The 13,995-nt window shown below is 68.3% G+C and carries 12 protein-coding genes and 1 pseudogene; 4 read left to right on the plus strand and 9 right to left on the minus strand.

What is annotated here, in order from left to right:
- The 4 genes from B0I29_RS44480 to B0I29_RS44495 form a co-directional block, all read left to right on the plus strand.
- On the plus strand, positions 1 to 1,128 hold a 1,128-nt coding region (locus tag B0I29_RS44480; RefSeq protein ID WP_146617120.1), incomplete at its 5' end, for a tetratricopeptide repeat protein.
- A 229-nt stretch (positions 1,129 to 1,357) separates the two neighbouring features.
- Positions 1,358 to 2,464: an FAD-dependent monooxygenase gene (locus B0I29_RS44485; protein ID WP_111655222.1), complete on the plus strand. Its 1,107-nt coding sequence runs from the start codon at positions 1,358 to 1,360 to the stop codon at positions 2,462 to 2,464.
- 95 nt (positions 2,465 to 2,559) lie between these two features.
- Positions 2,560 to 3,204 carry a GntR family transcriptional regulator gene (locus tag B0I29_RS44490; RefSeq protein WP_245973224.1) on the plus strand — a complete coding sequence of 215 codons (645 nt, stop codon included), beginning with the start codon at positions 2,560 to 2,562 and terminating at the stop codon, positions 3,202 to 3,204.
- Between the two features lie 141 nt (positions 3,205 to 3,345).
- Positions 3,346 to 3,990: a trimeric intracellular cation channel family protein gene (locus B0I29_RS44495; RefSeq protein WP_111655224.1), complete on the plus strand. Its 645-nt coding sequence runs from the start codon at positions 3,346 to 3,348 to the stop codon at positions 3,988 to 3,990.
- Between the two features lie 32 nt (positions 3,991 to 4,022).
- On the opposite strand, the gene B0I29_RS44500 is transcribed toward B0I29_RS44495, so the two are convergent.
- From B0I29_RS44500 to B0I29_RS44540, 9 genes and pseudogenes are all read right to left on the minus strand, one after another.
- Positions 4,023 to 5,234, minus strand: coding sequence for a cytochrome P450 family protein (locus tag B0I29_RS44500; RefSeq protein WP_220091613.1), 1,212 nt, complete (start codon positions 5,232 to 5,234; stop codon positions 4,023 to 4,025).
- A gap of 100 nt (positions 5,235 to 5,334) precedes the next feature.
- Positions 5,335 to 5,496, minus strand: a pseudogene (locus B0I29_RS47345) (sigma factor-like helix-turn-helix DNA-binding protein); the annotation flags it as partial.
- Positions 5,497 to 5,688: 192 nt separating this feature from the next.
- Positions 5,689 to 6,879, minus strand: a complete 1,191-nt coding sequence (locus tag B0I29_RS44510) for a 4-hydroxybenzoate 3-monooxygenase (protein WP_111655226.1) — start codon at positions 6,877 to 6,879, stop codon at positions 5,689 to 5,691.
- 33 nt (positions 6,880 to 6,912) lie between these two features.
- Positions 6,913 to 7,530 carry an isopentenyl-diphosphate Delta-isomerase gene (gene idi, locus B0I29_RS44515; protein ID WP_245973226.1) on the minus strand — a complete coding sequence of 206 codons (618 nt, stop codon included), beginning with the start codon at positions 7,528 to 7,530 and terminating at the stop codon, positions 6,913 to 6,915.
- Between the two features lie 3 nt (positions 7,531 to 7,533).
- Positions 7,534 to 8,484, minus strand: coding sequence for a 4-hydroxybenzoate octaprenyltransferase (gene ubiA / locus B0I29_RS44520; protein WP_111655227.1), 951 nt, complete (start codon positions 8,482 to 8,484; stop codon positions 7,534 to 7,536).
- A gap of 1 nt (position 8,485) precedes the next feature.
- Positions 8,486 to 9,001 (minus strand): hypothetical protein, encoded by a 516-nt coding sequence (locus B0I29_RS44525; protein ID WP_146617121.1) that lies wholly within the window; start codon positions 8,999 to 9,001, stop codon positions 8,486 to 8,488.
- Between the two features lie 132 nt (positions 9,002 to 9,133).
- The gene (locus tag B0I29_RS44530) at positions 9,134 to 10,495 is read right to left on the minus strand and encodes a threonine/serine exporter family protein (protein ID WP_111655229.1); all 1,362 of its coding nucleotides are present in this window, start codon (positions 10,493 to 10,495) and stop codon (positions 9,134 to 9,136) included.
- A gap of 55 nt (positions 10,496 to 10,550) precedes the next feature.
- Positions 10,551 to 11,033, minus strand: a complete 483-nt coding sequence (locus B0I29_RS44535) for a sigma-70 family RNA polymerase sigma factor (protein WP_181558324.1) — start codon at positions 11,031 to 11,033, stop codon at positions 10,551 to 10,553.
- Positions 11,034 to 11,166: 133 nt separating this feature from the next.
- Entirely contained in the window at positions 11,167 to 13,902 is a 2,736-nt protein-coding gene (locus B0I29_RS44540) for an ATP-binding protein (protein ID WP_111655231.1), read from the minus strand.
- Positions 13,903 to 13,995 lie beyond the last annotated feature (93 nt).

A 13,995-nucleotide genomic window follows, 5' to 3' on the forward strand; every position in this document is an offset into this window, starting at 1 on the left:
GGCGAGCTGGTGCGCACCGGCCTGCTCACCGAACACACGGTGGGCCGGTTCACCACCCACGACCTGATCCGGGCCTACGCCCAGGAACTCGTCCACCTGCACGAGGACGGCCCGGCTCGGGAGAGCGCGGCGGCCCGGCTCCTGCACCACTACCGGCAGACCGCGTACGAAGCGGATCTGCTTTTGGCGCCACCCGTCGTGCTGGAGCCGCCGTCGGCGCCGGCGGATGTGGTGACCGCCCGTCTCAACGACGCCGCCGCGGCTGTCACCTGGTTCAACGCCGACCGGCAGGTCATCAAGGCCGTGGTGCAACGCCAGATCGACGACGGCCGGGCGGATCCGGCGTGGCGGCTGGCGGTCAGCCTTCAGCGTTTCCTCCAGGGCGAGGGCTGGTGGCACGACTGGGCCGCGATGGCACGCTCCTGCCTGCAAGCGGCCACCGCCGCGGGGGACGACCTCGGACGGGCCCATATGTCCCGTAGCCTGGCCGGAGCCGAGCACGTGTTGGGCGACAACGACACGGCGGCACGTCTCCTCGGTCAGTCGCTGGACCTGTTCGAGGGTCTCGGGCGCTGCCGGGAACAGGCGCTGGTGCACCGCAATCTCGGCCAGGTGAGCGTCGCGCAGGAGAACCATCTCGACGGCGTCGCCCATTACGAGCGGGCCCTCAAACTTTTCGAGTCCCTCGACGATCTGTACCACCAGATCGCCGTGCTGTGCTGCCTGGCCGACGCACACTCGTTCCTCGGACGGCCGGACGTCAGCACTGCCCTGGCGCACCGCGCTTTGTCGATCGCCGAGGCGCTGAACGACCTCAACGGTCAGGGCCTTTGCTACGAGACGCTGGGCAAGTCCTTCTGCGCCGCGGGAGATCTGCCGGCCTCGCTGGCCTCCTGGACGCGGGGGGCGGAGATCTACCGGCAGACCGGCTGGCGGATGAACTCGGTCGAGTGCCTGTTGCACCAGGGCGACACCGCGCTGACCCTGGGCGATCCGACCGGCGCTCACGCGGCCTGGCAGCAGGCCCTCGACCTGCTGAGCCACCTGCGGGTACCCCAGGTCCAGGCGATCGAGGAGCGCTTGGCGCGTCTTGAAACAGCAACGGTACGACCCCGCGGCGCCCGCTGACTTTGCCCACCCGGGCTTCGTCGTGTGTCGAGTATGGAACACGGGCCTTCGCTGAGCGTCTCTGGCTTCACCGACGGTGATCGGACCTCGTGTGCAAGTCGGCGGACTCGGCAGGTACCCGCCGGTCTGGCGGCCGGCGGTTAGGGACACCACCACCGGCCGTTGAACCTGCGGCCGCGGCAGACGTCGATCCGGGTGACAACGCTCGCCGGACGGCTGGAGAACACCAATGACGCCACTGAAGATCCTGGTCGTGGGCGCCGGCATCGCCGGGCTGGCCACCAAGAAAGCGCTGTCCTTGCGCGGAATCCACGCTGACCTCGTCGAACGGGATCGGGCGCCGAGGATCACCGGGGCCGGCCTCTACCTGCCGGGGAACGCGGTGCGTGCGCTGCGCGACCTGGGCCTGGCCGACCCGCTCGCCGCGCGGGCGGAGCCGGTGAAACAGCAGAAACTGCATGACGAACAGGGCCGGGAGCTCGCCGGCTTTCCGGTCAGCGCCATCTGGGGCGACGTCGGTGAATGCATGGCGATCCGGCGTACGGACCTGCACGCCCTGCTGCTCGACGCGGTCGGTGCCGATGCGGTGCGGTTCGGCACCGTTGTCCGCAGTGTTGGCGGCGACGGCATGGTGACCTTCGGCAGCGGCGAACGTTTCCGATACGACCTGGTGATCGGGGCCGACGGCATCAACTCGGCGGTCCGGCGCGGCGTCCAGCCGGACGGCGCACCGCGATTCCTGGGCCAGGTCTGCTGGCGGTTCCTCGCACCGTCCACGACCCTCGAGCCGGGCACCTGGTCGGTGATGCTGGGCAGCCGGGGACGGACGTTCCTGGCCGTGCCGGTCGGCGGCGGACTGGCGTACTGCTTCGCCGGGATGGACAGCGCCGAGCCGGCGCCGCCCGGAGGCGATTGGCGGTCGCTGTTCGCCGACTTCGGCGCACCGGCCGCCAAGCTGCTCGACCACGCCGGCGACGCCCATTTCGCGCCGCTGCACGAGGTGCGCGCCTTCGAGTCGTCGCAGCCGCACGTCGTTCTGGTCGGGGACGCCGCGCACGCCTGCTCGCCGAGCATGGCCCAGGGCAGCGCGATGGCGTTCGAGGACGCGCTGGTGCTGGCCGAGACGCTCAGCGGCAAGCCCCACCGGGACGCCGTGCCGGAGCTGCTGGGCGGCTACCGCACGCGCCGCGCGGCGCGGCTGCGGTTCGTGCTGGACCAGAACCATCGCCGGGATCGGGCCCGGCATCTGCCGGCCGTCGTCCGCCCGGTGGTGTTCCGGAACTTCGCGCTGGGCATCTTCCGGGCCAACCACAAGGCATTGCTGGCGCGGCCGTGAGCTGGTTACGCGGCGCGGGGTGCTGCGTGCCTCGTTGACGCCCGCCTGCCATGCGGTGTGGAATATGTTGCATGCCGGTTCCGCAGCGTGTTGGGGTGATTTCGCGATCTTTGCTGCGCGAGAACGCGTACCGGTCGATCCGGGACGCGATCGTGGACGGCACGTTACAGCCGGGGGAGCGGCTCAACGACGCCGAGCTGGCGCAGTGGCTGGGCGTGAGTCGTACCCCGGTGCGTGAGGCGCTGACCCGGCTCGAGGAGAGCGGCCTGGTGCAGACCAAGCCGGGCCGTTACACGATGGTGAGCCCGCTGGACGTCCAGGCCGCGCGGGCGGCGCAGACGGTCACCGCGGCGATGCACGAACTCGCGGTCCGTGAGGCGGTGCCGACGCTGTCGGCCGGCGAGATCGCCGCGATGCGGGAGGCGAACGCGCGTTTCGCGGCCGCCCTGCAGGCCAACGACGTTGACGCGGCGATCGCCGCGGACGACGAGTTCCACAACATCCCGGTGACCGCCGCCGGCAACCCGGCGTTGCGCGCGGTGCTGGAGCAGTTCACCCCGGTGCTGCGGCGGCTGGAGCGGCTGCGGTTCTCCTCGGTCAGCGGGCGTGGCTCGGTGGCGCTGCACGAGCGCATCATCGTCCTGTGCGAGGCCGGCGATGTCGAGGGCGCCGCCGCGGCCGCCCGGGACAACTGGATGAGCCTCGACCCCCGCGTCGACTTCGGGCCGATGAACGACTGACCTCACGCCGAGGCCGGCGGCCGGAAGAGTTCAGTCGCCGGCGGTCAAAGGCGCAGGCGGGAATCGTCAAACATCAGCGGCCGTGCCGAGTAACCGTTGTCGTTGACGGCCTTCCCCTGACCTTTATCGGAGTGTGACCGGATGTTTCAGGTGACGCTGTGGATCGAGCTGCTTGCTGCCGGGCTCGGCGGGCTCCAGGGTGCCCTGTTCGCGGCGGGCGAGAAGCATCGCCGTATCGACGTGCTCGGGGTCATCGTGATCGGTCTGGCGGTGTCACTCGGCGGGAGCCTGCTCCGCGACATCGTGCTCAACCAGCCGCCCGTGGTGATCTGGATGAACTGGTACCTGGTGGTGGCCGCGGGGTCGGCGATTCTCGGCATGCTGGTGCAACCGGTGCTCGCACGGGCGGACTGGCTGATCACCGGGCTGGACGCGGTCGTGATGGGGGTGTTCGGCGCGATCGGGGCGTCCAAGGCGCTGTCGCTGGGCGTCGGGCCGGCCGGGGCACTGGTCGTCGGTATCATCGGCGCCATCGGTGGGGGGATGCTGCGCGACGTGATCCTTAACCTGCCGATCTCGTTTCTCCAGGTGGGGACGCTCTATGCCGTTGCCGCGGGGGCCGGGGCGGGGACGCTGATCGTGCTCGCGGCGTTCGGGACGCCGATCATGATCGCGGGGGTCGTGTGCGTAGTGGTGACCACGCTGATGCGGCTGACGGCGATTCGTTTCGGCTGGAGGTTCCCGGAACAGGGCCCGGTACGCCGCCCGCGTTCACGGGTTCGGTAGCGGAAGCGGGCGAGACCGGGCCCGTCTGTTGCTCAACGGTGCAGGCGCACGGGCAGGCTGAGCGGGCCTCGCATCATGCCGTTCGGGATCCACGCCACGTCGGTGAGCGGAATCGCGGGGCGCATGCCGGGGAAACGCCGCAGCAGTGAGCCCAGGGCGATCGACGCCTCCATCCTGGCCAAGGGGGCGCCGATGCAGTGGTGGATGCCGTGGCCGAAGGCGAGGTGCCGCGCGTTCGGCCGGGTCACGTCGAGCAGGGTGAGGTCGGCGTCGTCCTCCTGCGGTGCGTCGCGGCTGGCCGCGGCCAGATAGACGGCGACCACATCACCGCGCCTGATCGGTACGCCACCGAGTTCGAGATCCTCGGCCGCGAACCGGAATGTGGCCTGTTCGACGGACGAGTCGAGGCGCAGGAACTCCTCGACCGCCCCGGCGATCAGATCCGGCTTGGCCCGCAGCAGGTCCGCTTGCTCGGGCTGCCGCAGCAGCGCCATCACGGCGTTGCCGAGCAGGTTGACGGTGGTGTCGTGACCGGCGACGACGAGCAGCGCGGCCATGGCGATCACCTCGGCCTGAGACAGCCGGCCGTCGTCCTCGTCCCGCTGGGCGATCAGGTCGGACAGCAGATCGCCGGACGGCGCGGCCCTCTTGCGCTCGACCAATTCGGCCAGGTAACGGTGGAAGAGGCCGGCATACTCGCGTTGCTCGGCGGAGGGGATGCCGACCAGCGCCTGCGACCAGACGCGGAACTGGGCGCGTTCGTCGACGGGTACGCCCAGGAGCTCGGAGATGACGGTCATCGGCAGCGGCGCGCAGAACGACTCGATCAGGTCCACCTCGTCCGAGGGCTCCATGGCGTCGAGCAGTTCAGAGGTGATCTCCTGGATCCGGCCGGCCAGCATGCCGGTGCGGCGGGCACTGAACGTGGGCGCCACCAGCCGGCGTAGCCGAGTGTGGTCCGGGGGATCGGTGAACAGCATCGAACCGCCGAAGCCCTCACCGACCTTGTGTCCGGTGATGTTCGCTGATTCCAGCGCCCGCAGCGCTGGCTCGGGATCTTTTCGCAGGTGGGGGTGGGTGAGCGCGGCTCGGGCCTCCTCGTAGGACAGAACCGCCCAGGCTTCGAGCCCGCTGCCCAGCCGGATCCGCCGGACGGGGCCTCCGGCGCGCAGTGCGGCGAACTGCCGGGGTGCGTCGGCTTTGAACTCGGGTGTGATGGTGGCGGCCACCGTGTCGTCGGTCATGCGAGTGTTTCCTTCCATTGTTGGTCGTGTGTGGACGATGCACCCGGTTTGACGAGCGACGCCCGGCGGAGTTCAGCTGGCCGGATGCGTATCGGAAACCTCACGCCGCCTGTTTAGTTCGTGCGAACTCGGCGATGTTCATGCCGCGCAGGGCCCGCAGCGCATAGAACGTCCGTGATTTGACGGTTCCCTGAGCCACACCGAGCTCATCGGCCACCTCGGCGATCGAACGGTCCTGCAGGTAGATGAGGTCGAGAACGTCACGGTGCTCGGGGAGAGCCGGCCCAGCGCTTCGCCGACGACCATGGAGGTGACCACGTTCTCGGCGTGATCACTCTCGGCCATCACGTCGATATGGTTCGTCGTGCGTCCTGACGGACAAAGCCGTCGAGCGCTGACGCCGGGCTGGCCCGGCGCTGCAGGTGTGCCATCGATGCGGTGGTGGGACAGGGCCTTACTCTCCGGCGTACTCCTCGGCGAACATCCTGGCGACCGGGCCACCGCGGCGCAGTTCGTTGATGGTGGCGATGCGCAACTCGTTCGAGAATGCCGGCGGTGTGGCGTTGCGGGGAGTGCTGTGCAGGAGGTTGATCAGCCAGTGCGAGAAGAGGACGGCCTTCCAGATTTTGTGCTGCCGGTCGGTGGTGTACCTCCCGAGCGGCTGTTCGTCGTCCTTTCCGTAGTGCTCGGCCAGGGCCGCGGCAAGGGTCTCGGCGTCGGCGATGGCGAGATTCATACCCTTGCCGCCGGCCAGGGAGATCGTGTGGGCGGCATCGCCCAGCATGAAGATGCGCCCGTGCTGCATGTTCCTTGATATGTGGTCCGACCGGCCGATGATCGCCTTCTCGGTGATGGCGCCGGTGGTGACGGGATGGTCCTTGAGCACCAGGACGTCAGTGAGAGCGGTCCAGATGCGCTCGTCGTTCCAGTCGCTGATCTTTTCGCCGTCCTGGATCTGCAGGTAGAAGCGACTGACGGTTGGTGTCCGCGGCATCTGTGCGGCCCCGTTGGTGGCGTGCATCCCATAGACGATCTCGTTGACGAACGGTGGGACCTCCGCCAGGAGAGCCAGCCAGCGGAACGGATGCTGGTGTGTGACGGGCCTGCGGATCGACTCGGGGACGGATTGATGAGCGATGCTGTCGCTTCCATCGCAGGCGGCTATGAAATCACACCTGATCTCCACGGATTCGGTACCGTCCTGGGAACGGGCCGAAATGGTCGCCGCTCTCGTCCTGTCACCGCCGTCGAGGGCAGTGACTTCGTGCGAGAAGAGTATGTCGCCGTCGCGGTCCAGGAAGGTGGCGATGAGGTCTCGCACGAGGAACTGTTGAGGATAGATGTGGTGCTTACGCCCTCCGGCCAGGTCGGCGTAGGGAACGGAAAACGCTTCTCCCTCGTGAAGGAAAGTGCAACTTTCGGTCGTCATTCCGTTCGCGAGAAGCCCTCCGGCGAGGCCGACTCGCTTGAGAAAGGCCACCGTCCGGTGCTCTATGAGGCCCGCACGAGCCTTCGTTTCCACTTCGTCGCGTGATTCTTTTTCGACAACGATCGCGCTGATTCCATGCTCACGTAACACGTTGGCCAGGGTGAGTCCGGCAGGTCCGGCTCCCACAATCCCGACGTTGACATCGATATATTTCATTTTCGGTCCTTGATCTTCGGTGTGGAGGTGTGACTAGGCCTCTGTCCAGGACGTGCCGGTGAGGTTCTCGATATAGGGGTGCGCTGCTTGGAGCACTGTGCGGAACCAAACTGAGAATGGCTCCTTCGTGAGACGCCGGGTCAGTTCGAAGGGGTCGACAAAGGACACTTCGGCTATTTCGTCGGGGTGCGGGTGCACTGCTCCGCTCAACGTTCCGACGAAAAGGTGGTTGAACTCGTGCTCGACGAGTCCAGTAGTTTCATCGGGATGCCGGTAGCGCACCGTGCCGGCCGCCTCGAGTGTCGACGGCGAGGTTCCGAGCTCTTCGGTGATACGCCGGGCGGCGGCTGCCGGCGGAGGCTCCCCGACATGGGGATGGCCGCAACAAGAGTTCGACCAGACGCCCGGTGAGTGATATTTGCTCAACGCTCTGCGCTGGAGCAGCATCTTGTTCTCGGCGTTGAAGAGAAATACGGAAAATGCGCGATGGAGGTGGCCCGGAGCCTGATGAGCCTGCATCTTTTCCGCCGTGCCGACGGTGATGCCGTTCTCATCGACCAACTCCAGTTCGAGCCGGGGCCCAGACGATCCGGTTCGTTTCACATGCACAGCAGGCTTCTCCTCGCAGAGCGGTGTTTGCCGGTGCGCCACCGGTCATCCCCAGTGGCCGAAAATGGTTGCCAGCAGGATGAGGCCGCCGGTGATGCGATTGGAGACGAACAACAGGCGGCAGCGGACCGGGTCGTCGATGTCCAAGGTGGCCAGCTGCCAGATCAGGTGGGCGGTGGCCGCGGCCAGGAAGGCGTAGAAGGGCCACCGCACGTGAGCCACGACGCCGGCGGCACACCAGCCGGCAACCGCAGCGGCGTAGAAGAGGCCCACCCATGGGCGTGTGGCTCGATCGAGGAGAAGGGCAGTCGACTTGACGCCGATCCGGCGATCATCCTCGCGGTCCTGGTGGCCGTAGATGGTGTCGTAGCCCAGCGTCCAGAAGACACCCGCTGCCCACAGGAGGACGGCGGGTTTGCCGATCGTTCCGGTGACGGCCGCCCAGCCGGCGAAGACGAGGGTGTTGAAACACAGCCCGAGCCACGCCTGTGGAAGAGAGATGATCCTTTTCATGAACGGGTAGATGATGTACGTGGGAAGGCAGACGGCAACGATGATGGCGGCCTTCTCATCGGCCCACCAGAACAGTGCCAGCGACGCGATGGCCTGTACCGCTGCGAAGACCACGGCATTGGTGACGCTCACCGTTCCCGCCGCAACCGGCCGTGATGCTGTGCGGGCGACCTGAACGTCGAATCCGCGGTCGACGACGTCATTGACCGCGCATGCCGAACCGCGCATGAGCAGGGCGGCGATGCCGAACAGGACGATCTTCTCAAGGTCCGGAGCGCCCTCGGCCGCCAGGCTCAGGCCCCACCAGCCGGGCAGCACGAAGAGCCAGGTTCCGATGGGCCCTTGAAGGCGCATCAGCCTGAGATAAGGCTGAACGCCGGCCGGCATGCGGTCGACGATGCCCGTCGCCACCGTTCCGGACGGCGGTGGCAGATATGCAGGCCGCCGGTAGACGTGGCGCGTTGCGGTGATCGGATCCGCCATTTCAGTGACACCTCGAGACGTCGTCCGCCGGGTGGGAGTAGAACTTCTCGTGGACGTATCCCAAGGCCCTGGTTCCGCGATACAGCAGCGTCCGGGTCTGTACGGCACTCGTATCCGGATCGCCGTCATCGTCGAGGTGTATCGACAGGGTTTTCCTGCGTATTCCGCGCGGCTGCAGCATCCGGCCGAGCGACCCCGCGGTATGTGTCAACCGCCGGTGCTCCTCCTCCTCGATCCGGCTGAGGACAACAGCCGAGTAGGCGACGCCGACCGTTCCGCGAGAGATGCTCAGCCGCACCGAGCGGTGCTGGAGCATCGTCGGCCGGGGCAGCTCCAGCAACTCGGCCAGAGCAGGGGAGGACGGTCGCGCGGCAAACGCGAGCCGGCTCGGGAAGTCGTCATCCGAGGATGCCGTGATGCGTTCGACCAGTTGCACGGCCACACCTTCGCCGTGCCATCGGGCAAGGCTTTCCGTGGCAAGCCGTGTCGGCTCAAGCAATAGCTGTGCCAGAGTCACTCTCATACTCCTCTGCGATGGTCTGCAGGTCGCGCGAAGCTCCACTGAGCGGCTACCAACCGTCACGACGCACCGGAGCGGCGGGAGTTCAGGTGTGTCCAATGAGCTCAGAGATTCGCCGGAGGCGGTTGCTCAGGAGGCTGCGGGCCGGGCGATGAGGTCGCCGAGGACCACACCCGCGGCGACGGCCAGTCCGATGGCGAGCGCGAGGATGAGGGTGACCAGTCCGCTCACCACGTCCTGGGTGGCGAGCTGATAGAAGCCGCGATAGGCGGTCAGGCCGGGGAGGAGCGGGATGATCCCGGACAGCAGGATGACCTGCGTGACCCGGGCGGAGCCGCGCCGGGACAGGCCCGCCGTCACGCCGACGACGGTGGCCGCGACACCGCTGGCCGCCACGTAACCGAAATCCGTCAGCATGGTGACGGCGGCGTAGGCGGCCCAAGCCGTTCCCCCGATGACGAAGGCAGCCGGTAGCGAGCGCAGGGGAGCATAGGTGGCCAGCGCGAACATGGCCGCCGACATGGCCGCGGCCCCCATGGTGAGGGCGAAGCCGGTCGTGTCGGCAGGTAGTGGCTCGGCCGGGTTGAGGTCCAGGTCGAACACGAGGCCGAGTTTCAGGCCGAGGATGACGCCCGCCAGCAACCCGGCCGACAGCAGCGCGATCTCCGCCGCCCGGCCGGCCGCCGTGACGTAGAAGCCGGAGATGGCGTCCTGGACCGTTCCCACCACCGTCAATCCCGACAGCAGAACGGTGAGGCCGGCCGCGATGACCAGCGATGGCTGGGTGTCGCTGGGCAGCGCGCCGGCGGCGAGCAGGCCGAGCGTGGCGACGGTCACCATGAAGGCGCCGGTGACCTGCACGAAGAACGGCGCGACGTTGCGCTGGTGCAGGACGAACCCGAGACGGTCGATGAGTGCGGTCACGGCGAGCGCGGTCAGAGCGATCACCGCCGAACCGCCGAGCAGCACCGCCACCGCGGCGGCCAGCCCGGCCAGTCCCGCTGTGGCCACCCAGCGTGGGTACGGATGGCGAGCGTTCACCGTCTCGCTGACCGCGGCCGTGGCGGCGGCAACTGTCATCCGTGAGCGCATCACCTGATCGACGATTCCGGTGATCACGGCGATACGCGTCAGGTCGGTGGTGCGGTAGTTGGCGAGCCGCATGGTGGTCACCGGGGCGGCCACGTTCCCGCGGTGGTAGCACATCGTGATGGCGTTGAACGTGATGTCGACGTCGACCGTGGGCAATCCACAGGCGGCAGCCAGCCGCATCATCGTTGCCGAGGTCTCATCCACGGGCACACCCGTCGACAGCAACACCTCGCCGACCTGTATGCAGAGGTCGAGGACCTCGATCACCTGGGTGTCCGCCGGTACGTCCGGCCCGATCTGGCGCAGCAGGTCGACGGTGGGTTCGCCACCGCGCAACAGCACGTGTGCCTCCCGCTTGACGATGCCACGAACCCGGCGGACGATTCGGCCCGGCCGCATGCCCTGTCCTTTCCGGGATGCCACGCCCGGGCGGCGCGACGTCACTGTGTCTTGTTCAATGACTCATCAATGCATTGCGAAGATGTCGCACGCCGTAATGCGCGCGGGATTTGACCGTGCCGACGGGAAGGCCGAGCCGGTCGGCCACTTCGCCGATCGAATGGCCATTCACATACAATTCGAGCAGCACGGACCGGTGGGCCGCGCCGAGTTCGCCGACGGCGCGACGCAGGGTGAGCGATGCGATCGCCGTTTCCGCCGCGGCGTTCACGGAGGGCCTCAGGTCGGTGTCGGCCAGGCCGACCTCTGCGGGCCGGGTCTGCCTTTTGCGGTACGCGTCGATCGCGAGATGCCGGGCAACCGTGAACAGCCAGCGCCGCTGTGGTTCCGGACCGGCGGGCATCTGGTCCAGGTTCCGCCACGCCCTCAGCATCGTCTCCTGCACCAGATCCTCGGCGGTGCAGGGTGAGCCCGGCGGGGTCAGCCGCCGCAGGTAGTGGAGCAGTGCGCCGCCGTTGTCCCGGTGCAGCTCCCGCATGTGCGCCTCAGTAGCGGCCGATGTCGGCATCGTGTTCCCCCGTCAGTTTTTCAACACGCCGGGGAAGCGTAGAAGAATGCCTGTTACTTTCTACTCTATTGACAGTGAATTTGATTTAAGACGAGCCATTATGCTATTTGGAAGAATGCGCGGAAAGGGCATCGCGCAGCCCCGCCCGGGCCGAAATTCCGAGCTTCGGAAAAATGTGATAAAGGTGGGCGCCGACCGTACGGGGGGAAAGGTAGAGCCGTTCGGCGATCTGTTTGTTGGTCAGGCCGCCGGCGGCCAGGGCGGCGATCTCGAGCTCCTGGCCGGTGAGCACAACGGTGGCCTGCTCGGCCGCGACGGCCCGGTACCCGGTGGCTCGTAGTTCCGTGGTGGCGCGGGCCAGCCACGGTTCGGCGCCCATGGCGACGAAGCCGCTGCGTGCGATCTGCAGGTGGGTACGGGCGGCCGAGAGGTCCCGGCGCCGGCGCAGCCTCTCGGCGAAGGCGAGCCGGATACGCGAAGCCTCGAACAGCCAGCGCTCGGAGGCCGGGTCGTTCAGGGTCTGCTCGAGCTGATCGGCAGCCTCGGCGCTGTCGAGCACGAGCGCATCGACGCCGTGCTGAATCAGCCGCATGCGTGAGGACAACGCGGCCACGTTCGCCGCGCGCATCGCTTCGGCGTGCGCTCGGGCCTCGGTCGTACGCCCGGTCCGCAGGGCTGCTTCGACCAGGTCGAACATCACCCAGGTGCAGTTGGGCACGTACGGCGCCAGCGTCCCGGCGGGACTGGACGCGGCCGCGTGCCGGTAGGCCGATTCGAAATCGCCGTCCGCAGCGGCGGCCAGCGCCCGCGGATGGTGGGCGATGGCCGCCGCTCCGGCCACCCCGCGCGGTAGTGCCCAGCGGGTGATCTCGTCGGCGAGCTCGAACGCCTCGCCGGACCGGCCCCGCCCGGCGGCCACGATCGCCCGGGTGTAGAGGAAATACCACGTCAGGAAGGTGAGCCCGCTGTCGCCGCAGACCTTCTGCGCTTCGGTGGACAGAGCCTCGGACTCGTCCCATCGGCCGGTGAGGAATCCGTCGAGGCAGAGGTGCATCATCGCGGACAGCTGACGCCGGGGCGCCCCGCCCTCGCGTCCCTGCTGCACGAGGCGCCAGGAGTATTCACGGTTCTCGCCCAGCCGGTCGAGATAGACCGAGGCGGTGCCGATGCGCATGACCCGGGTCAGATCCGCTTCCTCGGGGAGCGTGGCGATGAGCGCGTCCAGCTCCGGCGAAGCGGCCTGGCCGGTGCGTACCGGGTCGGGGAAGGTTCTGCTCATCACCGCGAGGACGTCGGACGGACCCGGCTCGAGCATGGACAGAAGCCGGTGGAAGGCGGCCCAGTGGCCGGGACTTCCTGCGTACCAGGACAGCAGCAGCAGCGTGTGCATGGCCTCGTCGAGCGCCGGATCGTCGGCGCGCCAGCCGTGTTCGCCGTTCTCGATCGCTCCGGCGAGCAGGCGGTGGGCAGTGTGCACGTCGCCGTCGCCGTTGATCATCAAGAGTGCCGCCGCGCCGGCGGCGTGCAAGGCGCCGGCCGCGTCGAAAGCCATCTCGCGGGAGCGGGCGAGCAGGGTGGTCGCGTCGCCGGAGCCGCCGGCCTCCGCGCCGATGTACGCCGCCTGTGCCAGCCGCCGTGCGGTGTCCTTGGGGTTGGCGCTCAGCTCGGCCGCACGCATCAAGGCGGCGATGGCGGCCAGGGCGTCACCACGTTGCATGACGCGATGTGAGGCGTGCTCAAGCTGGGTGGCCACCGCCTCGTCCGGTCCAGCGGTGGCCGCGGCGAGGTGCCAGCTGCGGCGTTCCAGGTCGCCCGGCAGGGCCTCGGCGATGGCCAGGTGGGCCCGCTGGCGCTCCTCGTGGGTGGACATCGCGACGATCGCCGACTGGATGAGGGGATGCCGGAAGGCGATGCGCCCGGTCGCGTCGTCGACCTGTACCAGCTGTGTTCTCTCGGCGGGCGACAGATGGGTCAGGTCGGTCATGCCGCGCAGGGTCCGCACGTCGCCGCTGCCTTCGAATGTGGCCAGCAGCAGCAACTGGCGGGTGCGGTCGGGCAGGCCGGCGATGCGGTTCGCGAAGATGGTCTGCAGGCGGTCGCTGAGCGGTACCACGTCCGTGGTGTCCAGGGGCTGTGAGGAGCCGGCCAGGGTGGCCGGCAGTTCGCCCAGGGCCAGGGGATTGCCCTGGGCGAGGTCGAGCAGGCGTTGCCGGGCGCGCGGTTTCAGGGTGGGGAAGCGCGCATCCACCAGGCGGGTCGCGTCCTCGGCGCTCAGCGGTTCGACGGTGACCTCGGTGAGACCGCCGCGGTCGAGGAAGCTCTCGGTGCCGGTCCGGGAGGCGGCGATGAGGCCGACGGGTGACCCGGTGACTCGCCGGGCGATGAAGCCGAGCACGATGGCGCTGGACCGGTCGACCCATTGAATGTCGTCCACGACCAGCAGCACCGGTGTCTGCTTGGCCACGGTGGCGACCAGGGACCGGGCGGCGTTGCAGACCAGCAGGGGCGCGGGGGCCGGTCCGGGGCCGAAGCCGAGCGCGACGGTGAGCGCGTCGCGCAGCGCCGGTGGCATTCGCTGCATCTCGCCGTACAAGGGCAGCAGCAGCTGGTTGAGCAGCGAATAGCTGACGTCCACCTCGAACTCGGAGCCGGACGCGCGTAACACCCGTAATCCGGCCACCTCGGCCATGTCCGCCGCGGCGCACAGCAGCGCCGATTTCCCGACACCCGGCTCGCCGCGGACTATCCGGACATCCCCGTCCTGCCGGGCGGATTTCAGGAATTGGCGGAACCGGTCCAGCTCCATGTCGCGTCCGAACAGCGGTTCACGGGATGACATCACGCTCTGCACTACGCGGCCGGGTGTCCGGAGTTCACTCGCCGCCGGGCCGGTGGGAACCGCTCACCTAAGCTGGGCGCCGGTGATCGTTTG

It is taken from the genome of Actinoplanes lutulentus, from assembly GCF_003259845.1.
GTDB classification, from domain to species: Bacteria; Actinomycetota; Actinomycetes; order Mycobacteriales; family Micromonosporaceae; genus Actinoplanes; species Actinoplanes lutulentus.

Excerpts from the sequence above, each read along its gene's own strand:
- B0I29_RS44485 (WP_111655222.1), top strand. The coding sequence starts at position 1,358 with ATGACGCCACTGAAGATCCTGGTCGTGGGCGCCGGCATCGCCGGGCTG.
- B0I29_RS44510 (WP_111655226.1), bottom strand. The coding sequence starts at position 6,879 with ATGAAATATATCGATGTCAACGTCGGGATTGTGGGAGCCGGACCTGCC.
- B0I29_RS44500 (WP_220091613.1), bottom strand. The coding sequence starts at position 5,234 with ATGACCGACGACACGGTGGCCGCCACCATCACACCCGAGTTCAAAGCC.
- B0I29_RS44495 (WP_111655224.1), top strand. The coding sequence starts at position 3,346 with ATGTTTCAGGTGACGCTGTGGATCGAGCTGCTTGCTGCCGGGCTCGGC.
- B0I29_RS44535 (WP_181558324.1), bottom strand. The coding sequence starts at position 11,033 with ATGCGGGAGCTGCACCGGGACAACGGCGGCGCACTGCTCCACTACCTG.
- B0I29_RS44530 (WP_111655229.1), bottom strand. The coding sequence starts at position 10,495 with ATGCGGCCGGGCCGAATCGTCCGCCGGGTTCGTGGCATCGTCAAGCGG.
- ubiA (WP_111655227.1), bottom strand. The coding sequence starts at position 8,484 with ATGGCGGATCCGATCACCGCAACGCGCCACGTCTACCGGCGGCCTGCA.
- B0I29_RS44540 (WP_111655231.1), bottom strand. The coding sequence starts at position 13,902 with ATGTCATCCCGTGAACCGCTGTTCGGACGCGACATGGAGCTGGACCGG.